The 22,231-nt window shown below is 43.9% G+C and carries 19 protein-coding genes; 9 read left to right on the top strand and 10 right to left on the bottom strand.

The features are described 5' to 3' along the window. Nucleotides 1-1,182 precede the first annotated feature (1,182 nt). Entirely contained in the window at nt 1,183-1,674 is a 492-nt protein-coding gene (locus QUA70_RS20585) for a transposase (RefSeq protein ID WP_333349540.1), read from the bottom strand. A gap of 273 nt (nt 1,675-1,947) precedes the next feature. Continuing rightward, nucleotides 1,948-2,205 (bottom strand): hypothetical protein, encoded by a 258-nt coding sequence (locus tag QUA70_RS20580; RefSeq protein ID WP_333349538.1) that lies wholly within the window; start codon nt 2,203-2,205, stop codon nt 1,948-1,950. Nucleotides 2,206-2,447: 242 nt separating this feature from the next. Between QUA70_RS20580 and QUA70_RS20575 the strand changes: the two genes are divergently transcribed. Then, the gene (locus QUA70_RS20575; RefSeq protein ID WP_333410651.1) at nt 2,448-2,582 is read left to right on the top strand and encodes a hypothetical protein; all 135 of its coding nucleotides are present in this window, start codon (nt 2,448-2,450) and stop codon (nt 2,580-2,582) included. On the opposite strand, the gene QUA70_RS20570 is transcribed toward QUA70_RS20575, so the two are convergent. From QUA70_RS20570 to QUA70_RS20560, 3 genes are all read right to left on the bottom strand, one after another. Next, nucleotides 2,575-3,264, bottom strand: coding sequence for a CPBP family intramembrane glutamic endopeptidase (locus QUA70_RS20570; protein ID WP_333349536.1), 690 nt, complete (start codon nt 3,262-3,264; stop codon nt 2,575-2,577). The genes QUA70_RS20575 and QUA70_RS20570 overlap by 8 nt on opposite strands. Before the next feature lie 264 nt (nt 3,265-3,528). Next, nucleotides 3,529-4,074 (bottom strand): hypothetical protein, encoded by a 546-nt coding sequence (locus QUA70_RS20565; RefSeq protein ID WP_333349534.1) that lies wholly within the window; start codon nt 4,072-4,074, stop codon nt 3,529-3,531. A gap of 1 nt (nt 4,075) precedes the next feature. Beyond that, complete coding sequence (locus QUA70_RS20560; protein WP_333349532.1) at nt 4,076-5,410, bottom strand: AAA family ATPase; 1,335 nt, start codon at nt 5,408-5,410, stop codon at nt 4,076-4,078. 74 nt (nt 5,411-5,484) lie between these two features. Here QUA70_RS20560 and QUA70_RS20555 point away from each other — a divergent pair, with 74 nt between their 5' ends. Then, a complete protein-coding gene (locus QUA70_RS20555) occupies nt 5,485-7,074 on the top strand; it encodes an Hsp70 family protein (protein ID WP_333349530.1) in 1,590 nt (529 codons plus the stop codon). 134 nt (nt 7,075-7,208) lie between these two features. On the opposite strand, the gene QUA70_RS20550 is transcribed toward QUA70_RS20555, so the two are convergent. Both QUA70_RS20550 and QUA70_RS20545 read right to left on the bottom strand, forming a co-directional pair. Then, nucleotides 7,209-7,730, bottom strand: coding sequence for a L,D-transpeptidase (locus tag QUA70_RS20550; protein ID WP_333331411.1), 522 nt, complete (start codon nt 7,728-7,730; stop codon nt 7,209-7,211). Between the two features lie 101 nt (nt 7,731-7,831). Beyond that, nucleotides 7,832-8,470 carry a bifunctional 4-hydroxy-2-oxoglutarate aldolase/2-dehydro-3-deoxy-phosphogluconate aldolase gene (locus tag QUA70_RS20545; protein ID WP_333331414.1) on the bottom strand — a complete coding sequence of 213 codons (639 nt, stop codon included), beginning with the start codon at nt 8,468-8,470 and terminating at the stop codon, nt 7,832-7,834. Between the two features lie 111 nt (nt 8,471-8,581). Between QUA70_RS20545 and QUA70_RS20540 the strand changes: the two genes are divergently transcribed. Next, nucleotides 8,582-8,728 (top strand): hypothetical protein, encoded by a 147-nt coding sequence (locus tag QUA70_RS20540; protein WP_333331418.1) that lies wholly within the window; start codon nt 8,582-8,584, stop codon nt 8,726-8,728. A 26-nt stretch (nt 8,729-8,754) separates the two neighbouring features. Beyond that, nucleotides 8,755-8,922, top strand: coding sequence for a hypothetical protein (locus tag QUA70_RS20535; RefSeq protein WP_333331421.1), 168 nt, complete (start codon nt 8,755-8,757; stop codon nt 8,920-8,922). A gap of 144 nt (nt 8,923-9,066) precedes the next feature. Here the strand turns inward: QUA70_RS20535 and ftsH3 are convergent, their stop codons facing one another. Next, complete coding sequence (gene ftsH3 / locus QUA70_RS20530) at nt 9,067-10,905, bottom strand: ATP-dependent zinc metalloprotease FtsH3 (RefSeq protein ID WP_333331424.1); 1,839 nt, start codon at nt 10,903-10,905, stop codon at nt 9,067-9,069. A gap of 393 nt (nt 10,906-11,298) precedes the next feature. Here ftsH3 and QUA70_RS20525 point away from each other — a divergent pair, with 393 nt between their 5' ends. From QUA70_RS20525 to QUA70_RS20505, 5 genes are all read left to right on the top strand, one after another. Next, nucleotides 11,299-14,250: a glycosyltransferase gene (locus tag QUA70_RS20525; RefSeq protein ID WP_333349528.1), complete on the top strand. Its 2,952-nt coding sequence runs from the start codon at nt 11,299-11,301 to the stop codon at nt 14,248-14,250. 127 nt (nt 14,251-14,377) lie between these two features. Next, nucleotides 14,378-15,706: a glycosyltransferase family 1 protein gene (locus tag QUA70_RS20520; protein WP_333349527.1), complete on the top strand. Its 1,329-nt coding sequence runs from the start codon at nt 14,378-14,380 to the stop codon at nt 15,704-15,706. Nucleotides 15,707-15,728: 22 nt separating this feature from the next. Next, nucleotides 15,729-20,015, top strand: a complete 4,287-nt coding sequence (locus QUA70_RS20515; protein WP_333349525.1) for an O-linked N-acetylglucosamine transferase family protein — start codon at nt 15,729-15,731, stop codon at nt 20,013-20,015. A 142-nt stretch (nt 20,016-20,157) separates the two neighbouring features. Further along, on the top strand, nt 20,158-20,406 hold the full coding sequence (locus tag QUA70_RS20510) for a hypothetical protein (protein ID WP_333331436.1): 249 nt from the start codon (nt 20,158-20,160) through the stop codon (nt 20,404-20,406). A gap of 71 nt (nt 20,407-20,477) precedes the next feature. Continuing rightward, a complete protein-coding gene (locus QUA70_RS20505; protein WP_333331439.1) occupies nt 20,478-21,527 on the top strand; it encodes an AbiJ-related protein in 1,050 nt (349 codons plus the stop codon). A 112-nt stretch (nt 21,528-21,639) separates the two neighbouring features. On the opposite strand, the gene QUA70_RS20500 is transcribed toward QUA70_RS20505, so the two are convergent. Together QUA70_RS20500 and QUA70_RS20495 are read right to left on the bottom strand one after the other, a co-directional pair. Then, nucleotides 21,640-21,972 (bottom strand): type II toxin-antitoxin system PemK/MazF family toxin, encoded by a 333-nt coding sequence (locus QUA70_RS20500; protein ID WP_333349523.1) that lies wholly within the window; start codon nt 21,970-21,972, stop codon nt 21,640-21,642. Between the two features lie 58 nt (nt 21,973-22,030). Continuing rightward, the gene (locus QUA70_RS20495; protein WP_333349521.1) at nt 22,031-22,153 is read right to left on the bottom strand and encodes a hypothetical protein; all 123 of its coding nucleotides are present in this window, start codon (nt 22,151-22,153) and stop codon (nt 22,031-22,033) included. Between the last annotated feature and the right edge of the window lie 78 nt (nt 22,154-22,231).

Raw genomic sequence — 22,231 nt, 5'->3', positions numbered from 1 at the left:
CCCAATATCTATCTGCAAAAACTTTGCTGTCGTTGCATTGATAATAACGATTGATGTGATAGCGAAACAGTTACCCTAGGGATAATTTGCAGGTCAGCGAAATTTCATCCTGAAGATAGATACCTCATCAAATAGTAGCTTTTTTCGCCACACAAACCAAGCTAGACAACAGCATCTGTTAAAGATAACATCATTTACTATACAACAGACAAGGATGTACGGTAAACCGAATATCAGCCAACTTTTAATGTGGGGGATAAAGGTAGCATTTGCAACAATATTCAGTAGATTGACATCGCCTTTGGCAAAATTTTATACTGAATTAAAGAGGGAAATTCTTACCTTGAGAATGTTGAGTCCTTCATCGCTGCAATAGATATAAAAATCGATCGCTAGCTTTGATTTTTTGGTAACAGTCCTGTAGGTACTGCTTGACACAATATCGTAGTTTGTCAGGATTCAGACATGGTAGTTTTCTCAGATACTTACAGGGACGATCGCGCGAATGAGCGTCGTGGAGGCGCGAATGGGGAGAGAAACCCTGTTTTTCAAGCGATATCCCTCGCCCTCACTTGTCGTATGTTTGTGAAACAACCCGGTTGATAGATCCACTGCTTGAAAAAATAGGTTTCCCAATCGTGCTACAGAACATAGAGTTTCACCGATATAAATTTAATTAGCTACATGAGTTTTAAATTTGTTAATAAAAGGCGATCACATGAAAAAGTTACCACAAGAGACTGCCACTTCCGGGCCGAGTATATGTAGCATCCCTGCCCAAGTCGTGTATAAGTAATTACCGTAAAAATTTCCGTAGCAAATTATCAAATGACCCTATAAAGATCAAAGGAACACTCAATGTTAATCGGCTTATATCGTGCCAACCTTGACTCCTAAGCAGTAGCAACAGCTTGGTGTATGTATCACAGATTTCGCAGGCAAAAAATTTCATGTTATGAAAGCATCATTTTTCCTAAGTTTGCAATTCCCGATGACAATCGGTGTGCTCTTGGGGGTTGCGCCACCGATGCTTGCAGCGATATGTTAGCCAGTTTTCATGCAGCTAAAATTATGGGATCGCAAGCAAAACCAAACCTATAATTAAAAGCAGATGCCTTAACGGAAAGCATCTTCCGGTGGGAATATAGCAATCCTAAATGATTTTCTCTATCTAGAGCCATCCTAAATGATTTTATGTGTGTAAGTATATTGACGTATTTTGGGGAAATCAAATTTATGTTCGTTAGTAAAAAACTCCAACAAAAATTTGACAATCTTAAAAGACCTACATAAATACCCATACTTTCTTAAAAAGTTTTTAGCTTGTAACCAAATATCTTCAACGGGATTCTGTTGGGGAGCATTGGGAGCAAATAAAATACAAGTAATTGACCAATTATCAGGTTCTTTGTCACCATTTAGTTCTAATAAAAAGTCTCTAAATTCTCCATACTTATGATAACTAGCTCCATCCCAAATCCAGATAATTTTTCGATTTTTATATTTATTTTGTAAGTATTTTATGAATTTAACTGTTGATTTTCCATCACCAGATGGATGGCTCTGAACATGGAATTCTTTGCTTGGATAATTGAGTGCGCCAAAATAAGTTTGTCTATCTTTTTCATTGGTAATTGGGACTTCAATTCTGATGCAAGGATTGACCCCAAACATAACCAGTCAGATCACCATGAAGTAGATGACATTCATCTAAAAAAAATATTATTATTTCCCCAGATTCTATACCAGCCTTGTTTTTAAATAAAATATCGTTAATTTCTTCCGTCTTTTTTTTACCAGTTTTTTATCAAATTTAGGATGATTTTTTTGAGTTTTTTTCCAACTAATTCTCCCCAGGTTGAAAAGTTCATATTAACTGGGTTTTGATTTATACATCCCACCAAATTCTTGCTCTAAATAAGTAACCAGCTCATCTAAATTCCCATACTATTTATTCTTTAACCACTCGATTACTTCAGTATTTTGTAGAGCTGTTAAATACCCTTTTGACCCTTTATGTCCTAGTTTAATTTCTGCGATGCATTTGGTTTTAAATTGTTTTTTCCAATAACAAATAAAAAAATTACTTACACGCCATATCTTGCTGCTCTCATGGTAGATATTACCTGAAATCGCCATCCTTACAGCTATTGCTCGTTTTAGTTCTCTGGCATCGATATCGCTTTTAATGAAAGATTCTCTCATAAGCTATTTCTTTTTCCCTATTTTTTTGTGGCAGTTGTAAGTTATTCATTTTTTTATTGTCACAATCAAGTATTGCAGATAATTGTATCATAGTCTTGATAATAATTTAGGATTGCTATATATGAACGTTCGATTATTGCACAGCATCAGTCAAGAGCCCCGTACAATCAGCATGAATGCCAGCAAACAGTTGCCGCTGCTAGTTGGCATCAACCGCAGCTATAGCTATAGCCACATATAGCTTGCCGCGTCGCCCGCGGCAGCGGCACGCCGCCCGCATGACGGGGGGAGATATTAGTCTGGAGAGTGTGTTGGGAAAACGGTCAATGTTTACTATAGAATTGCCTGCGATTGTCGCTAAAAAAGCAGCTAGTTAAAGAGGATTTGCCAACCAATACTTGCCAGGGCCAAATCTGCGATCGCGTGGCTGATATAACTAGGCCAAAGCGAACGGTAAGTTAGATAAGAGTGAGACCAAATTATCCCGGCAGTGAAGACAGCTAAGGAACCTAAGAGAACAGCCTGCCAGTCGCTGTAAGCTGCTATTACAAAAATGTGGTGGATAGTGAAAAATAGCGAACTCAGAAATATTGCTTTTGTTCCCGGTATGAGAAGCTGGCATTTCTTGCAGACAAACCACCGCCAAGTAAATTCTTCAATCAGCGAGTTAACTAGCACAAAATATGCTTCTACAGTCAAGTAAATATTAAGGCTGCTAATACCTAATTGGTGCGATTTTTCTTTAGCAACTACAGGCTCGATCCACTGCTGGCCAAAAAGGCTATAGATACCCACAATCACCGCAAACATGAATATTCCCCAAATAGATCCAGCCAGCAATTCTTGGCGCTTGGGTAGGGATAAACTGAGCTTTTCGCGATCGACAAAAACAGACCACGCGATCGGAAAAACCAGCAACCAAACTTGACACAAGACTGACAGTGTTTGTCCCCAGCTTCCCGGCGCAATATACAAGCCTGCTATGATACCAATACTAGCCGCAGGGACAAGCAGTGTTAGAGCCAATAGTGCTGTTTGGCGATCGTCCATGTTCAGCATTTTTCACGCTTTATTGTAAAATTGGATTGATATAAAAGGTAAAAGCTTGGTGTCGGCGGGCAAGTTATACCACTTTCAAGAAACAATGCAACTGTATGCCCCAATTCCCAACCCTTATGCAGTTAGTCATTCTCAAGTTTTTAATCTAAAATGGTATGAGTTTTGTGCAGTTTACAAAAGTGGCATGCCTTTGTGGCAACAAAAAATTGGTAAAATGGCGATCGCACGGACGATGCTACTAACCCGGAATTACTCTAAATCTACTCAGTTGTGTGCTTTCTGAAATCCGAGCGATCGTTCTATTTCAGGTTCAGCACCATTTTGCAGCCAATCAAGGGGTTTTTCTGCTATTTGGGCTGGGTTTACCCATATAATATCTTTAAGCGGATCGACATCTACTGCTACTTTAGTAAAACTTTGTCTGACTTTGTTATCAAGTGAAATTACTGTGCGATCGGTAGCGATCGCAGCTTCCACCAACCGCAAATCTTTAACCATTACTTTCCGCTCTTTATCGCTCTCGGCTATTGCTTCAACTTGACACCACAAATCATTGTCTACCGCGATATCGCAGGGACATAGTTTCTTCTTTGCTACCATCCGGCGCAGCCATATACGAGCAGATTTTGATTGATGTTTGTTCCACTCATCTCTAATATCTGGAGTCATCACAACTAAGTGAGAAAGATCCAAGACAGCTTCGAGAAAATCCCGACAGTACACCGATATGGGATAGGTTGCATCTTCTCCACCAGCAGCACGCGCAACAGAAGCATCTATTACCAGGCGTTTAGAAACTTTATCTGCCATATTAACGCTTCCACAAAACAGCTTCTGCTGCATCCAAATAGCGGTTTTCTAGATGCAAAGAAACATCGCCCAAATCTTCAGGCCAATCTCCAAAAGCTCCCGTCTCGTCTAAATCGGCACTGCTGACTTCTGTAACACCATCGTCGCGCCGTTTAAACCAGTGAAGTGTTACTAAATCCGGTAATATTTTACCCTCGGCAACTAACGATTGAACTGCTAAAAGCAGCAATTCGCTGTGAGTTTCTATAACTACTCGCACACCTCTATTTGCAGAATTCACTAAGATTTGTGCTAAAGCAACTTGAGCGCGAGGATGCAAGTGAATTTCCGGCTGTTCTAGATAAACTAATTGTCCTGGTTCTGCTACAAGCAAGGCAACTAAAACAGGCAACGTTTGCGATACTCCCAAGCCAACATCAGCAATACTAACCGTATCGCTTGCACTCCCGCTGCGGGATAAACGACCTACTAGCAGTTCAATTTGTACGTCATTAATCTGTCTGGCTTCAACTTTCCAGTTAAGTCCTAAGAACTCTAAAGCTTGACCCAACTTGAGCAGTCGATCGTCTTTTGTTTCTTGCCAGTAATTAACTATACTAGCAACATAATTTTCAAAAAAGCCAGGAAATTCACTGCCAACTGCTGCGGTATTGTACGTGCGTTCTGGATTACCTCTCAACCCCGGAACGTGGACTATGCGGCGAATATGGTGGGAAAAATTTATTGCAAAAGAGGATGGACCAAACTGCCAGTCGCCAAGTTGCAAGCCTAGAAAACACCGGACATTACTCACACTCCATAGTAGCGGTTTTTCCTCGTTGATATCTAACAATGAAGTGTACTCTTCAGCCAGATATTCTGGAATAGTTTTCACCAATTCTTGATGCTGCATTCCGGGAAAGATAGTAATATTTTTACCATCGTAATCAGGAATACAGTAAGTCGCTCTAACAACTTTAATTCCGTGCTTTGGCTGCTTTCTAAATAAGTTGATCAAAAAATTATCGGTATCTATATTCAGTTTGACAGAAAACTCATCGCTGTATTTTTCTGGAGATAGTTTAGACAATACCTGTTCTGCTGATGTAAATTTAACATTAGGCCCGTCAAGTTTCAAACTACCGGGGTCGTAAGGGGCTTCTAGCGTTTGCTTCATCAGCAATAGTGGCTGCATGATGCTAGACTTACCAGAACTGTTCGCACCGGCTAGAATTGTCAGCGATCGCACTTCAATCTGGCACTCTTCGTAAATAGACTTGTAGCCGCATACTGCAATTTGAGTAATTCCCTGTACAGGGTCTTTGTTCTCAGTTTCAAAGAAAGTGGATTGAGTCATGATATTATGGTTGTATTTACGGCTATAAATACCATAATATAATCTAATCCCTAGTAGCTGTGTATTTTGGCTGAATGACGATCGCAATTGATTTTGGAACTAGCAACACCGTCGTCGCTCGCTGGAATCAAGCCCTCCAGCAGCCCGAAACTTTGAAATTACCGGGATTGTCGGCAATCTCGGCTCAAAATCCGCCCCTAATTCCCAGTTTACTCTACGTTGAGGACGCTGCTCAAAGTAAAGTCATACTCGGTCAGCAAGTCCGCGACAAAGGCCTGGATTTGAGTGGAGATTCTCGGTTTTTTCGCAATTTTAAGCGGGGAATTGCCACTTCTGTTCAGGGTTTTGTGCCGGAACTTGACGGGCAACTTATTTCTTTTGAACAAGTAGGTAAGTGGTATTTGAGCCAAATTGTAAACTCAATTCGCGAACTGCCTTTGCCGATCGATTCTTTGATTTTTACTGTGCCGGTAGATAGTTTTGAAGCTTACCGCCATTGGTTGGGCAAAGTGTCTCAATCTCTGCAAGTAGAACAGGTGCGGATGTTGGACGAACCTACGGCGGCTGCTTTGGGTTACGGTTTAGCCGATCGCGAAAATCTGTTAGTCATTGATTTCGGCGGCGGAACTCTCGATCTTTCTTTGGTGCGTTTGGACGCTTCCTCCGACAAAAAGCCCCTCGGTTTTATTCTTAAGTGGGGCGAAAAGCTATTAGCTGAATCTTCAGCGCAAAAAACAAAAGTTGCCCGGGTTTTGGCTAAAGCCGGACAAAATTTAGGCGGTTCTGATATTGATAATTGGCTGGTTGACTATTTTGTTCAAACAAAAGGGCTGGCAAAATCTCCGATTACAACGAGATTGGCAGAACGGTTAAAGATTCAATTGTCTTTGGTGAATCAGGCGGTTGAGGTTTATTTTGATGACGAAAATTTTGAGAGTTACGAATTAGAATTAGACAGATCTCGTTTTGAATCTATCCTCGCTGAACATCAGTTTTTTGACAAACTAGACGAGTGCATGAATCAAGTATTGCAACAAGCGCGGCGCCAAGGCTTAGAAATTGGCGACATCGACGCAGTTTTGCTAGTTGGCGGTACTGTACAAATTCCCGCTGTCGGGCGTTGGGTGCAGCAATATTTCGAGCCGGCAAAAATTCGCTGCGACAAACCCTTTGAGGCGATCGCCCAAGGTGCTCTGCAACTGAGTCAAGGCATAGAAATCAAAGATTTTCTCTATCACAGTTACGGCATTCGCTACTGGAACCGCCGCGAAAATTGCCACAGTTGGCACAGTTTAATCAAATCCGGCCAGTCTTATCCGATGAGCGAACCGGTAGAATTAGTCTTGGGAGCTTCTTTAGAAAATCAGCCAAGTATAGAATTAATTATCGGCGAATTGGGAGCGGAAACTGGCGGCACGGAGATATATTTTGACGGCGACAGGCTAATTACTCGTCAACTCGCGGGTCAAACATCGGTACAGGCCCTAAATGATAAAGAAGGAGCCCGCAGCATCGCTCAATTGACGCCGCCTGGGTATCCGGGGAGCGATCGCATCAAAATCTTCTTCCGCGTTGACGAACAGCGCTTTTTGCGAATTACCGTGGAAGATTTGCTGACAAATGAAACTTTGTTAGAGGATAAACCCGTGGTGCAGCTAAGTTAAAGTTTATTTGTCATAAATAAAAGGTATTGGTAGTGAGTACGATCGTCCGAGCGATTTTTATGAGGACGATCGTACTCACTACTAACCTGCAATCTGCTGTATTAAATGACAGAACTGACTAACTTGTTTGTCACTTAAACCTGAGATTTGTGCACAACCACGGGTGTTCCCACCGAGGCCCATTCAAATAGCCATTTAGCGTGATTGACAGCTACATTTGTGCAGCCGTGAGTAACGGGATTGCCAAACAAATTGTGCCAGTAAGCGCCGTGAATTGCCATGCCTCCGTCGTAATACATTGTATAGGGAACGTCGGGCACGTCGTAGTCATCCCCAGTCATTCTAGTAACGCGGTGTTTGGTTTGAACGGCAAAGGTTCCCGTGCGGGTGGGAGTCGATGATTTGCCACTGGAAATAATCACCGCGTAAACGGGTGTATTTCCTTCCCAAGCTATTAACCTTTGTCTTGACAAATCTATTTCAATCCAGCGTTCGCTGGATTGCTGCAACAGCATAATTTTATTGGCAATTATGTTGTGCTGTTCGCCGGCAAATGCGGTCATTGAACCGCCGCAGAATGTAGCAAAAGTGAGGGCGCAGCCGGCACAGAAAGTTCCAGCGCGGCGGAAGTAAATTGAGTTGATAATGCTGTTCATTTCTCACACCTCGTACTATTTTAGATTTTAGATTTTAGATTTTAGATTGGCTTGTCCTATTTTAGATTGTAGGTTTGAAATGTTGGATTGGGAAACAGGGCTTAACAAGTTGTTAAGTTTTGGCTAAGATATCGGGCAATTTGGACGATCGCCCGCCAATCGCGATTTTCCACTAAGTGTTTAGGAAATAAGTCTCCGGCTAAACCAACGGCGATCGCCCCGGCGTCAATAAATACTTTCGCATTTTCCAGCGTCACCCCGCCAGTGGGAATTAAAGGAATGTTTCCCAGGGGGCCTTGCAGGCTTTTCAGGTAAGCCGCGCCTCCCAAAGCCGATATCGGAAACACTTTAACGCAGGTAGCACCTGCTTGCCACGCGGTTACAATTTCCGTGGGAGAAAAAGCACCGGGGACGATCGGCACTCCGGCGTCAACTGCTGTTTTAATCATAGTTAAATCGGTGTGGGGAGTAAACAGAAATTGAGCGCCGCAGTCTATTGCTTGTTGCAACTCTTCTAATTTTAATAAAGTGCCGGTACCAATACTAAAAGTTGGGAATTCGGAGCGGAGTTCGGCAATTAATTCAGCAGCTTTGTGGGTATTCCAAGTAATTTCAATAAACTGGATTCCTCCCGCTGCTACCGCTTTTGCCATCTGCCAAGCAAGTTCCTTTTCGGAGGAACGGATGACTGCGATCGCGCGGTGTTTTTTTAGGAGTGTCAACCAAGATTGATGATTCATACAATTTTAGATTTTAGATTTTAGATTTTAGATTTGGGAAGGCTCCCAAATTTTAAACTCATATCATTGTGACTCGCATCTAATTTTAATACAGGTTACTAACTTCGATATATGGCAATTTACAATATGCACGGCGTTCAGTTTTTAACTGACAAGTTAGGTAAAAAACTGCTGCAATTGTTGACCTCAAAGAACACAGAGATTTTTGGGCGGACGTGCTGGCTGAATGCGGCGAACCGACAGACTTTCAGTTTTTAGTTGATTCTCAAGGCTAAAAAATCGCGTTGCTGCTTGACTTCGAGTACCCAGGCGAACTCTGGGAGGATGTTGACGACTGTCTGATTATTGAATCTAGAAAAGATGAACCAAGAGTTCCCTGGGAAGAAGTTAAGCGCCAGCTTGAGGAAAAGGGTATGTTGAATGTCGGAGTGCTTGGTCATTCTTTAGATTAAATCTAAAATCCAAAATTTAAAATCTCAAATCGATCGCACTCATAAAAAAATCGGGGCGATTCCAGACATTCCCAGAATCACCCCACTTATCGATTTCAAACTTTAGATTTAATCTAAAATCCAAAATCCAAAATCCAAAATTGATTAGGCGATCGTCGCCATTTTCACATCGCTATTAGCTAACAAATTTTGCAATTCATCAGCATCAACAGTTTCCTTTTCAACTAGCATATCTGCCAAAGCATTAAGGACATGGCGGTTGCCGACGAGTACATCTTTAGCGCGACGGTAAGCTTGCTCTACCAACAAACGCACTTCATCATCGATCGTCGCTGCGGTTTCTTCAGAGAAATCGCGTTCAGCCATGATATCGCGACCCATGAACATATTGCCTTGTTGGCGACCGAGAGCTACAGGGCCTAGCCGATCGCTCATTCCGAAGCGAGTCACCATTTGCCGCGCTACTCTGGCTACTTCCTGCAAGTCGCTCGACGCCCCAGTCGTCACCTCTTCCTCGCCGAAGACAATCTCCTCAGCAATGCGGCCGCCCAAAGCTACCGCCATTTTATTTTGCAAGTAAGAGCGAGAATACAAGCCAGAATCCATCCGATCTTCGCTGGGTGTGAACCAAGTCAAACCGCCAGCGCGGCCGCGGGGGATAATGCTAATTTTCTGCACGGGGTCATAGTCGGGCATCAGCGCGCCGACTAAAGCGTGACCAGCTTCGTGGTAAGCTACCAAAGTTTTGCGCTTTTCGCTCATCACGCGGTCTTTCTTTTCTGGGCCTGCGAGCACGCGGTCGATCGCATCGTTGACTTCATCCATCGAGACTTCGGTCAAGTTGCGACGGGCGGCCAAAATTGCTGCTTCGTTGAGCAGGTTGGCCAAATCCGCACCTGTGAAACCGGGTGTCCGGCGGGCGATTTTCTCCAAGTCCACATCTTTCGACAAAGTTTTGCCGCGGGCGTGAACGTTGAGAATTTCCAGGCGGCCGGAGAAATCAGGGCGATCGACTACAACTTGGCGATCGAAGCGACCCGGACGCAGCAGCGCCGCATCGAGTACATCGGGGCGGTTCGTGGCAGCAATCAGAATGATGCCAGTATTACCCTCAAAGCCGTCCATTTCGGTCAGCAACTGGTTCAGGGTTTGTTCCCGTTCGTCGTTGCCACCGCCCAAACCAGCGCCCCGCTGGCGGCCTACTGCGTCAATTTCATCGATAAATACGATACAAGGAGCGTTCGATTTAGCTTGTTCAAACAAGTCGCGGACGCGGGAAGCACCGACACCCACGAACATTTCCACAAATTCTGAACCGGAAATCGAGAAGAAGGGAACGCCTGCTTCTCCAGCAACTGCTTTAGCCAGCAGGGTTTTGCCAGTTCCGGGAGGGCCCACTAGCAGCACGCCTTTAGGGATTTTGGCGCCGACTGCGGTGAAGCGGTCTGCATTTTTCAGGAAGTCCACGACTTCTGCGAGCTCTAGCTTGGCTTGTTCGATGCCGGCCACGTCGCCGAAAGTCACCTGAGTTTGTGGCTCCATTTGGACTCTAGCTTTGGATTTGCCGAAGTTCATGGCTTGGTTGCCGGGCCCGTTTTGGGCGCGCCGCACCAGGAAAAACAGTCCCACCAAAAGCAGAATCGGGAAGAACAGACTGCTGAGGGCTTTTACCCAAAAGCCTTCGTCGCTTTGGGGCAGAACTGAAATATCTACGTTATTTTTGCTCAGGATGTTGATCAGTTCGGGGTCGTTAGGCAGGTTGACAATCACCTTGTTGCCGTCCTGAGCCGTGACGAGGGCTTTGCTGCGATCGGAACTGATATTTATTTTGTCTACTCTCTTGCCTTCGACTTCCTGAATGAATTGACTATACTTCCAGACTTCCCGGCTTGGGGGCTGTTTATCAAAAAATGCGGTTGCTAAGGCAATGACTACAATAGCCAGAAGTGCGTACAGGCCAGCGTTTCTCCAGCGTTTATTCACCGAGGTCGATCTCCTAATTTTTAGTCCCTGTGATCTGGGAATTTTTATTTATGTTCATCAATCTTAACGTAATTATAACTTGTTTTTGGGTGGTGAGGAATCCCGGCCATGCTGTGGCGGTCTGAGGTGAGGTTGTGGAAACCGAACGGCCCTGGGCTTCGTCAGGAGATGCGGGTGCTGTCTTAATCGGTGAATTTCCGATTACACTATAAGAGAGAATTTGTCAATAAATTGTCTCTCGATCGACTGACAAATTAACTTGTTCGGAGTTGCACACTCTTTGCACCGCGTGGCATTGAAACGCAACTTCTGTTTTGACCGACAATTTGACGTATAAATTAAGATGCACCGATCCCAATTCACCGATCGCGAATAGCCCAAGGAAAACTCAAAATGTCAGATTCGCAAGATACTTTCATTTTCAACGGTCAACGGCTCGCCTACAACCGGCTCAAGCACAACAACTATCCAGCCTCGGAGAGAGCGGTAGAAATACCCATAGCCTGCAACTTTATTGCCGGATTGCAGGATAAAAGCAGACTGCTGGAAGTGGGTAACGTGCTGCAATATTACCCCGAACTGATCCCGACAGATATTGCCGAAATTCAAGCTAGAAGAATTATCGACAAATACGAAACTGCTGTGGGAGTAGACAAAATTGATTTAATGGATACCGATCCTGAAGAGAAGTATAGCGGTATAATTTGCATCTCTACAGTAGAACACATAGGACAAGGATCTGACCCGAGTGAAGCTTACGGTGAAGAGCAGGAAAAATATGATTGGCAAGGGCCTTTAAAGGCGATCGCCAAAATCTACGATTTGCTGTCAGATAACGGTAGAGCGCTGATTACAGTACCCTTCGGTAAATTCCTCGAAAGGGGATGGTATATCCAGTTCAGTCAAGATTACTTGAATCTCTTATTCGATCTATACAATATTCCTAAAAATGCAGTCAGTGCCAGTTATTTAAAGTTAGTTAAAGTGGACACTTCCCAGCCGGCGCCTTCAGTTTGGCAACAAGCAAATCCCGAAGAACTTGTTAGCGCACAATACAATGCACCTTTTCCTTTTGCAAATGCGATCGCCGTTCTAGATATTACCAAAATTCCTGGTACTCGATCGGCATTGACTCAACCCCCAACCGCCGACAAACAGCCGCCAGTATTTAGTAGAGTAACAAGCAAGCTGTGCGTCAACAGAGACTTTGAGACAGATTACTATGAGCATTGGATAGACAAACTCCAAGCTTCCAAAACTATTCACCGCAAATATTGGGAGTGGGTTGTCATGTCTCAAGCTTTGAATGAAAGAGGATTTCTCAAAGCGGGAAAAAAAGGCATGGGTTTTGCGGTTGGTAACGAACCGCTACCGTCAGCATTCGCTTCTTTGGGCTGCGAAATTGTCGCCACAGACCAAAATTACGACATCCCTGAAGCCAAGGAACACTGGGCCACAACAGATCAACTTTGCCGCGGCAAACAAGCACTTAACGAAAAGCAAATCTGCCCGCCAGAAACCTTTGACAAACTTGTCAGCTTCCGCGATGTTGACATGAACAATATCCCCGAAGACTTAAAGCAAGGTGAGTTCGATTTTATTTGGTCTTCCTGTGCCTTTGAGCATATAGGATCGATCGAACACGGACTCAGATTTGCCAAAGAATCTCTGAAATGCTTAAAGCCCGGCGGTATCGCAATTCATACAACAGAGTTCAACTGTTCATCAAATGAAGGAACCTTAAACACAGACAATTTAGTATTCTTCAGACACAGAGACATTCAGCGTTTAATCAGTGAACTAACAGCCGAGGGATATCGCGTAGAATCTCCAGATTACTGGATGGGCGACAGCAAATACGATTTGACGCCGATGAAAGATCTTAGCAATCAATGGGCACCGCACCTGAAAATAGAATTGGGCGGTTACATTGCAACTTCCTTGCTTTTAATAATCCACAAACCCCAGGAAATATATGCAGAATCTTACCCCCCAGTCTATGCGTATGGCGAAAAACAGCAGGAGTTGATCAAGATTTTTTATGACATATCTGTACTGGGATACGGACACTACGATTCGCGTTCTCGAACCGGTGTTGCCAGAGTCATAGAGAATATCGCATCGGGTTTAATTGCCTCGAAAGAATTCGATTTATCTTTTTCTGCCACTCGTTCTTGGTACGCTGTGAATTCTTGCCTGGATTACTTGCAGACTCAGCCCAATTTTAGGGGGATACCTTTGGCTCACTCCAGCTTTTTCAGAATTTTTGAAAGCAAATTAATCGAGCTTTACAAGATGTTAGAAAACCGGGAAAAAATCTTCCCGGAACACAGCCAAGAACCCCAATCCAAACTTTTAACAGACAACTTAAAAAAATACCTTTCAAATTCGATCGGCATTTCCAAGCAGGGCAGCCATTTAATCGACCAGGAGAGCTTGAGCGCAGCCGATATTTTCCACGCAACATTCTATCAGATTCCGCAGCAAGCACGCGAGTGCAAAAATGTCAAAAAAATTGCCACTGTTTACGATTTGATTCCCATCCTATTGTCGCAGTTCTTTATCGGTAAAAATGATGACGACTACCAGAGAATGCTGGAATCTTTAAACAGCTTAACGGCCGAGGATTACATTCTCTGCATATCTCAAGCCACCAAAAACGATTTGCTAAATCACGTCAAACTAAACCCGGAAAGAGTGTTTGTAACTCATCTAGCGGCAAATACCGCTTTATTTTACCGCTGCAATGATGCGGAAAATATTACATCGGTCAAGCATAAATACGGCATTCCCAACGCACCGTATATCTTGGGTGTCAGCACATTAGAACCTCGAAAAAACATCGAACACGTCATCCGCTGCTTCGCAAAAGTCGTGCAGCAACAAGGTATCAAAGACCTCAGCTTAGTTTTAGTCGGTGCCAAAGGTTGGGAGTACGAAAAAATCTTTCAAGAAATTGCTAACTTCGGTCTCTCAAAAGACCGTATCATTATTACTGGCTATGTAGCCGATGAAGATTTAGCTGCCATCTACAGCGGTGCGATGGTTTTTGTTTACCCGTCGCTATATGAAGGTTTCGGTTTGCCGCCTTTAGAAGCAATGCAGTGCGGTATTCCTGTCATCACCTCGAATAATTCATCGTTTCCCGAAGTAGTCGGCGATGCGGGAATTATGCTAGAGCCGACAGATGCTGACGGACTTTGCCACAGCATCCTAAAACTGTACCGTACACCTGCTTTGCGGCAAGAAATGTCTTTAAAGTCGCTAGCACAAGCGAAAAAGTTTAGCTGGGAAAGGTGCACTCAGGAGACAATTGCTGCTTACAAAACAGCTTTGTCTGGTTGAGAAATCTCAGCAGCTTGACTGCCTAAATCCTGTCTGCAATTCTGAGTGAAGCGAAGAATCTCAAACCATGTCAACAGCGCCATTGGGTGCGTAGGTCCTGTAAGTGTACGAAGCGAGTTAACCGAGTATGTCAATTGAACGGGAGCATCAAATTAAAGTTATTTACGATATCTCTGTCCTCGGACAGGGACACCTGCACCAGCGCGCTAGAACCGGCATTTTTAGAGTAGTTGAAAGTCTTGCTGAGAATTTGGCAAACGCGAAAGAATGCGATTTGTTATTTTGTGTCAGTCAGTATTTGCATTTGTTGGATGCGAGTTTCGATTATCTGGAAACCAATCCCAAATTAGCGGGTATTCCCCTGCTGCATTCGAGCTTTGCCAGGGTTTTTTACAGGCAGCTACTCGATGTTTACAATATGCTGGGTCTTCAAATCCAAGCAAATGATGCGGGCCATGCAGTCGCCCAAAAAGCTGTTTTTGACCATTTGAAAAACAATTTACAAAATGCCGTTCAAATCATGGGCGGTTCCTTTGTTCCGGTAGATGCTAATAATTTAGAGTCAGCAGATATTTTTCACTCGCCCTACGATGAAATCCCTGTTTCGGCAAAGCAAACAAGTAAAGCTCAGATTTTTTTGACTATCTATGACTTGATTCCTGTTTTGTACCCGCAGTTTCTGCTGAGCGAGCAAATCCCTTTACTTTACAAAAAAACCTTAGCAAGCATCTCTCAAAAGGATTGGGTGATGTGCATATCGCATTCAACTAAGAACGACCTTTGCAATTATCTCAAGATTGACCCTTCGAGAGTTTTCGTCACGCATCTCGCTGCGGAACCGACGGTATTTTACCTCTGCGGCGATGCGGAAAAACTTGCTTCGACTCGCCGCAAATACGGCATTCCCGATGCTCCTTATATTTTGAGTTTGGGTACATTGGAACCTCGAAAAAATCTCGACGGTGCAATCCGCAGTTTTGCTAAACTAATTGAGGAACAAAATATTAAAGATTTATATTTGGTGTTAGTGGGCACTCCAGGATGGAAATACGATAAAATTATGGCAGAAGTTTCTAAGCAAAAATTTATAAAAGAGCGGATAATTTTTACAGGATACGTCCCAGAATCGGATTTGGCAGCGCTTTACAGCAGTGCTTTAGCATTTGTCTACCCGTCGTTTTATGAAGGTTTTGGTTTGCCACCTCTGGAAGCGATGCAGTGCGGAGTACCGGTGATTACCTCAAATACATCTTCGCTTCCCGAAGTAGTTGGGGAAGCGGGAATTATGGTAGATCCCAAAGATACCGATGCGCTTTGTCATAGTATGCTGGAAATCTACAACAAATCATCGCTGCGAGAAAGTATGTCTTTAAAATCCTTAGCACAGGCTAAACTTTTTAGCTGGAAAAGGTGCACTGACGAAACTATCGCTGCTTATCGAACTGCTTTATCGTAATTTTACAGGAAACTCACCAATCATGAAGATAGTTATTGACGGCATATTTTTTCAAAGCCAGCAAAAAAGCGGGATTGCTCGCGTTTGGCAGTCTTTGATGGAAGAATGGGTAAAAAGCGGTTTTGCTGAGAATATAGTAATGCTGGATCGCGCAGGCACAGTACCGAAGATTGCCGGCATTCAATATCGCTCGATTCCGGTTTACGATTACAACAAAACCGATGCTGACAAACAAATGTTGCAGCAAATGTGCGATCGAGAAAATGCAGATTTATTTGTTTCTACCTACTATACAACACCGATTTCGACGCGATCGGCATTTGTCGCCTACGATATGATACCCGAAGTTACGGGAGGCGACCTGAATAATCCCATGTGGCGAGAAAAACATCATGCTATCCGCCAAGCATCTTCCTACATCGCCATTTCTCAAAGCACTGCCCGCGACTTAGTAAAGTTTTTCCCCCAAATATCTCCCGCATCAATTACTGTCGCTCACTGCGGCATTCAAAAACATTTTTATCCTTCTAGGATACCAGAAATAGAAGCATTTAAAACTGCACACCGGATTGATAAACCCTACTTTTTAATAGTGGGAGAACGTTTGGGATTCAACGGTTATAAAAATACAATTGCTTTTTTTCAAGCTTTATCTAGACTCAGCAGCAAGTACGCATTTGATATCGTTTGTACGAGCGGTCAACCTTCGCTAGAACCTAAATTACAACCGTACACTGCTGGTTTAAACGTCCACCTGCTATATTTAGGTGACGATGAATTAAGAGCTGCTTACTCGGGTGCGATCGCCCTCATATTTCCCTCGAAGTATGAAGGTTTCGGACTGCCAATATTGGAAGCAATGACTTGCGGTTGTCCCGTCGTCACTTGTCCCAACAGCTCGATTCCAGAAGTAGCAGGCGAAGCAGCATTTTATGTAGGTGAAAATGATGTTAATGCACTGGGAAATGCGCTGCTTGACGTGCAGAAACCGGATATTCGCAACTCGTTAATTGCTGCCGGACTTGGACAATCCCGCAAATTTTCTTGGTCAAAAATGGCAACAACAGTTAGTTCAGCGTTGATGCAAGCCTGCGGGAGCCAACAGCAAATCCCGGCAAAATCGCCGGAAGCTCCAATCTTATTGTCAAGCATTATCGAGCAATACCAGAAAAATTCCGCTGATTTATCTGCACTAGAAAATGTCCGCCAAGCTAGAAAACAAATTGCAGCAATTTGGCTTAGCTTACCAGCCGAACAAGTTGCAAGTGCCTTTGCAGGCGAAGCAGGCAAACAGCACCAAGCGCTGCTGGCCAGCGACATTAGATATGAACCGCTAACGGATACAGAAGAGAGTTTTGTGAGCGAATTAGTCGCCAATGTGGCGAAAGGATTTAACGAGCCAAAAGCCATCAATTACCTGCTAGCAGCCATGCTGTACCGACGGGCAGACCAATTGCCGCTCAAGTACGATCGCGCTACAGTGCCTAATTGGTTCGCCAACGAATATCTCAAATTCATGTTTACTTGTCCGAACGTATTTCAAACAAGAGGAGAAGCAGACAGTTACTATCAATTCATCCAAGGTTGGATTGATTACTTACATACTAATTTGTTCAACAATGTAGATTCGCCACTGTGGCAGAATATTGCTTTGTTGTTCGCGCAAGTAGCGAACTTTATCCCGCTGTACTTTACCACGGCAAACCTACGCGATATTTACACCAAACGGGCGGAAATTATTGAGTTTTCGCTCAAAAATCGCGGCAGTTCAATTGATTGTATCTTCCCGGCGCGATCGCCAAATCGGACAAAAATCCGCCTCGGCATCATCAACGACCATTTCGCGCCGCAAACCGAAACCTTCGCTACCATCCCGGTTTTCGAGCATTTAAACCGCAACGAGTTCGAGATTTACCTGTACGCGCTCAACACCAGCGGCCACCAATTAGAACAATACTGTCAAAGTCGCGCCGACAAACTGGTTGCACTCCCGAAAGACTTTGCATCGCAAGTCCAAACAATCCGCGCCGACGACTTAGATATCCTGTTTTTCGGTACGAATTTAACAGCTATTAACAAACCGCTGACTTCACTGGCAATGCACCGTTTGGCGCGGGTACAAACTACTTCTTTCTGTTCCCCGACAACCACCGGAATCCGGCACATGGATTACTACATCGCAGGCCAATTTACCGCGCCCGATGCTAGTTATCAAGAACAATATCGCGAACAGTTGGCTGTTCTCCAAGGCAGCGGTTTTTGTTTCACATACGCAACAGAATCGGAAGTAGCTACAGTTAAACCTACCCGCCAAAGTCTGGGGATTTCAGACAATACAACAGTTTTTATCTCCGGCGCCAACTTCTACAAAATTCTGCCGGAGTTGAGGGAGAGTTGGGTAAAAATTCTAGCTGCTGTACCCGATTCAATCTTGATTTTATATCCCTTCGGACCGGCTTGGACTCGCACCTATCCTGCCACACCTTTTGTCAACAATCTGAACGCTGTCTGCGCTAAATACGGCGTCAATAACAACCGCTTGCGGTTCGTAAAACAACTGCCTAGTCGCGCGGATGTGAAAGAATTTTTGCAGCTAGCAGATGTTTATCTCGATTCCTATCCTTATGCTGGGGCAACATCGTTAATTGATCCTTTGCAAGTAGGATTGCCGGCGGTGGTTGTGGAAGGAAATGCTTTGCGGTTCCGCCAAGGTTCGGCGATGCTGCGGGAACTGCAAATGTCTGATTTAATTGCTTATGACGAAGCATCTTACATTCAACTAGCAGTTACCCTCGGCACTAACCCGCAATTGCGGCAGCAAAAACGGCAGGAAATTCAGCAAAAAATGCAAGGCAATCCGCGCTGTTTTGACAGTGTTGCATACTCTGGGGCGATCGGCAAATTATTCCAAGAACTCTTTGGCAAATGGCAAACCAGCCACCTGGAAGCATCCCGCAGCTTACAGGATACCATTCCCCAGCAAGCAGATTTGGGCGATCTTCTCTCGAATGCCATCAACCTTTACCAAAGAAACTCATCAAACATCTCAGCAATATCCGAACTGCGTCAAATCCGCAAACAAATCGCTGATTTTTGGCTGAACCTTTCCGCCGAAAACCTCGAAACCGCCTACAGAAGCGCTTCAGGTAACAGCTATCAAATCCTGCTCAAGAGCGGTTTCCAACGTCAACCGATGATCGAAAGCGAACAAATATTTTTGCAGCAATTAACCCAGATTAGCAAAGGATTAGTGCATCCCAAAGCTGTCAACGCCTTACTCGCGGCGATGCTGTATTTCCCACCGGAAACCATGCGAATTCCCGATGCTCGTAACCGTTTGCCCCACTGGTTAATTGGGGATTACGAACAAGTTTTTGAGACTGAAGCCGCCGTCAAGTCTGATTCAACTTCTGACTTGCTAGCTCAATACATTCAATCCCCGGAATTTGCGAATCAACTGTTAGGATGCGTCAATCTTTACCGAATAGATTCGTCTGACGAATCGGTAGTTTTGGAACTCCGACAAATCAGAAAACAAATGGCTGATTTTTGGCTGACTGTTCCTTCAGAGAAACTAGAAATTTTTTACAGAGGAGAAGTTCGCAAGGGATATCAAGCAATACTTAGCTGCGGCTTGCAAGCAGAATCAATGACTGAAGCCGAACAAAAATTTTTGCAGCAATTGACCGAAATTAGCAAAGGGTTGGTCCAGCCTCAAGCTATCAATGCTCTGCTGGGGGCGATGCTGTATTTTGTACCAGGTAAAATGCGGGTTCCCGATGCTCGCACCCGCTTGCCACAGTGGTTAGTTGAAGATTACGAAAAGGTGTTTGAAATCGCATTTGCGGCAACAGAACCAACACTTGTCAAACAAGATTATCTGCCGCAGTTTCTCAATCAATTAACTGCTGCCGTCAATCTTTATGAAATCGACCCGACGGCGGAATTGGTAATAGCAGATTTGCGGCATATTCGCAAGCAAATTGCCGATTTTTGGCTGAGCGTTTCCAGCGAACAAGTAGAAGTGTTGTACCGGAGCGATTTTGGCAAGGGTTACAAAGCAATGCTGAGCAGCGGGTTTATTAACGAGCCGCTGCATGAGAGCGATCACGAGGTTTTTAACTCGTTGGTTGTTGAGTTGAGTAAAGGGTTTGGAACCCCTAAAGCTGTGAATAATTTGTTGGCGGCGATGCTGTATTGTCGCCCTGGACAGTTGCGGGTTCAGGATGCGAAGACTTGTTTGCCTCCGTGGTTGTTGGCGGATTACGAGCAGTTGGTTGGGGGTGCGATCGAGCTGGCTGTGAAGTAAATGCATCTCGCGTAGGGCGGGCAGCGGCTCGCCCGACAAGATATCGAAATGGGATTCAAGGGTGATCGAGCTTGCTGTTGCTTGAAAAAGTGCGATCGCGCCGCTGTTTGTATCGGGTTTACTGGTAAAATATCTCTAATTAATGATTAACGGTGGCAAGGGTGTAGCGAATACAGTGCGAACCAGCACTTATCGATCAATTAATAATGTCCGTATTTATGGCGATCGCCTGCTCAAGGCAACGCTGGTAATTCTACTCCTCTGGGGTATCGTCAGTTGGCTCCACTGGCCACCCCAAATGCAATGGTTGATGGCGGGATTAACGGCACTTTTCAGCGCTAAAACAGTAAGGATGCTAATCGTAAAACAGACTTTTCCAAGTATTGTATAATTTTTTTAAATAGAGAGCTGGTTTTTATACTTGTTATAATAAAATATTTTGTAAATTCACTCGCTAGAATTATGCTGATTACTGAACTAACTAGACGAAATATTATTGAAGCTCTCTTACCAAAGAACATCTATGGTAAGCTTCAACTTTTGGATTTTTTAGAGCGGACTTGGAAATTGTCAGAAATCCCCTCTCGTGATATCTGGCAACACATGGTAAATAACTATGATTGGGAGGAAGACTATTTATTCTTCACGTGTCTTGATATTCTTCAATTATCAGATCAGCGTTTTTTACATTTCCTAGAGCAGGTAATACACCCTATTGTTCGAGATTCAGAGAGTCAAGCGGAGTACGCTGAGCTGATCAATTTATACTTAGTCAAGGATGGATTTCGACTAAATCCAACAGAGCAGATGTCTGGTTGTCCAGTTTATAAAGCTACTAAGCTACAAGGAGGTGTACCTAGTCGAGTTAAGAATTTGATATTTGCTTCAAACGGGCATAAGCCAGAGATTGTCTTGGTTGATGCTGTGAATAATGATATTCGGATTACTCGAAATGACAAAAACTGCTTAGTTTATGAAGAATCAGTACCATCATCAGGTTTATCCTGGTCTAATTTAGTCCAATGGTGGGCAGCACTCACTAACACAGATCCTATTAGTAGTGAAACGGAGAAAGCTTTACGTGAGCGATTGTGTGACTCACTTGGCTCTGTGCCTGAACGTTTATTGTTTAATAGCTATTTTGAAAGAATTCATCCATTGATGCAGGAACCACCAGCTTTAATCCCTCAAATTTATTTGCACTATGACCCCTACACAGTTCGTGAGCGCAATGGGCAGAAAGTGCTACCCCAACAGCGTATGGATTTTCTCTTACTATTACCTCACTCACAGCGCGTGGTTATTGAAGTTGATGGTAAGCAGCATTATGCAAATGACGACGGCACAGCAAGTCCTCGGCTCTATGCTGAGATGGTTGCAGCCGATCGTGAATTAAAGTTGAGGGGATATGAAGTGTATCGTTTTGGTGGTTACGAGCTACAAGGAGATCCCGGAAAGCAAGTTGTAGAAGATTTTTTTCGCAAACTTTTTGGGCGACATGGATTACTTTAGGACTTACGCAAGTAACACAATAGAGGTTGAGAGTATCAAATAATAAGCGATCGCCCTCCTTATGCGAAACCCGACAAACAGGAAATATTATACTGTATAGCTTATAGCTGCACTACAACCCTAACCAGCCTCGAAGAGATTGCTCAAGTCGCTCAGCATCAGAATCCGCTAATTTGCCAAGCGTCGTTACAACCAAGCTTTCATGCACTGTATACAAACCTCGCTTGACTGCTGTAGCCACATTTAACCCTGCTGTTGACCATTCAGCAAGTACGAACTCACCCTCCAGTAAGGATGCAGTTTTGCTTGTCAATGGCACAATCATAATGTCTTGAGATACGTGCGGCGCACTCACAACTATTGCTGGTCTTACCTTAGAACTAGACAAGTTTGAAAAGGGATATCTAACTAAAAAAATTATGTCATTTTTAGAGGAGCTGGGCATAAACATCATCCTCAGTATTGTCCCAAACTCTATCTAGTGATGTTTGACTCGCTTGAAGTCAAAACTCAGCTTCATCATCAGGTAAGAGTGTTACTAATACTTTTGCCCCTTCCGGTAACTCTGATAACTCCAGCAGTTCAATTTTCCCTTGTCGAACAGTAGCCCAAAGTGTTTTTAGCATATCCACCTCATAAACTGTGCTTTATGCAATTTGCAGATTTCTGGTACATTGTCGCACTGAGCGACTAATTACAACCTC

The sequence above is a fragment of the Microcoleus sp. LAD1_D5 genome, from assembly GCF_036702115.1.
Taxonomy (GTDB): domain Bacteria; phylum Cyanobacteriota; class Cyanobacteriia; order Cyanobacteriales; family Microcoleaceae; genus Microcoleus.
Note: the sequence above shows the minus strand (reverse complement) of the source record. Positions and strands in the feature narration are given on the sequence as shown.

Excerpts from the sequence above, each read along its gene's own strand:
- QUA70_RS20520 (WP_333349527.1), top strand. The coding sequence starts at position 14,378 with ATGTCAATTGAACGGGAGCATCAAATTAAAGTTATTTACGATATCTCT.
- QUA70_RS20570 (WP_333349536.1), bottom strand. The coding sequence starts at position 3,264 with ATGCTGAACATGGACGATCGCCAAACAGCACTATTGGCTCTAACACTG.
- QUA70_RS20585 (WP_333349540.1), bottom strand. The coding sequence starts at position 1,674 with ATGTTTGGGGTCAATCCTTGCATCAGAATTGAAGTCCCAATTACCAAT.
- QUA70_RS20510 (WP_333331436.1), top strand. The coding sequence starts at position 20,158 with ATGATTAACGGTGGCAAGGGTGTAGCGAATACAGTGCGAACCAGCACT.
- QUA70_RS20560 (WP_333349532.1), bottom strand. The coding sequence starts at position 5,410 with ATGACTCAATCCACTTTCTTTGAAACTGAGAACAAAGACCCTGTACAG.
- QUA70_RS20525 (WP_333349528.1), top strand. The coding sequence starts at position 11,299 with ATGTCAGATTCGCAAGATACTTTCATTTTCAACGGTCAACGGCTCGCC.
- QUA70_RS20565 (WP_333349534.1), bottom strand. The coding sequence starts at position 4,074 with ATGGCAGATAAAGTTTCTAAACGCCTGGTAATAGATGCTTCTGTTGCG.
- QUA70_RS20545 (WP_333331414.1), bottom strand. The coding sequence starts at position 8,470 with ATGAATCATCAATCTTGGTTGACACTCCTAAAAAAACACCGCGCGATC.
- QUA70_RS20580 (WP_333349538.1), bottom strand. The coding sequence starts at position 2,205 with ATGAGAGAATCTTTCATTAAAAGCGATATCGATGCCAGAGAACTAAAA.
- QUA70_RS20505 (WP_333331439.1), top strand. The coding sequence starts at position 20,478 with ATGCTGATTACTGAACTAACTAGACGAAATATTATTGAAGCTCTCTTA.
- QUA70_RS20515 (WP_333349525.1), top strand. The coding sequence starts at position 15,729 with ATGAAGATAGTTATTGACGGCATATTTTTTCAAAGCCAGCAAAAAAGC.
- QUA70_RS20500 (WP_333349523.1), bottom strand. The coding sequence starts at position 21,972 with ATGCCCAGCTCCTCTAAAAATGACATAATTTTTTTAGTTAGATATCCC.
- QUA70_RS20495 (WP_333349521.1), bottom strand. The coding sequence starts at position 22,153 with ATGCTAAAAACACTTTGGGCTACTGTTCGACAAGGGAAAATTGAACTG.
- QUA70_RS20555 (WP_333349530.1), top strand. The coding sequence starts at position 5,485 with ATGACGATCGCAATTGATTTTGGAACTAGCAACACCGTCGTCGCTCGC.
- QUA70_RS20540 (WP_333331418.1), top strand. The coding sequence starts at position 8,582 with ATGGCAATTTACAATATGCACGGCGTTCAGTTTTTAACTGACAAGTTA.
- QUA70_RS20550 (WP_333331411.1), bottom strand. The coding sequence starts at position 7,730 with ATGAACAGCATTATCAACTCAATTTACTTCCGCCGCGCTGGAACTTTC.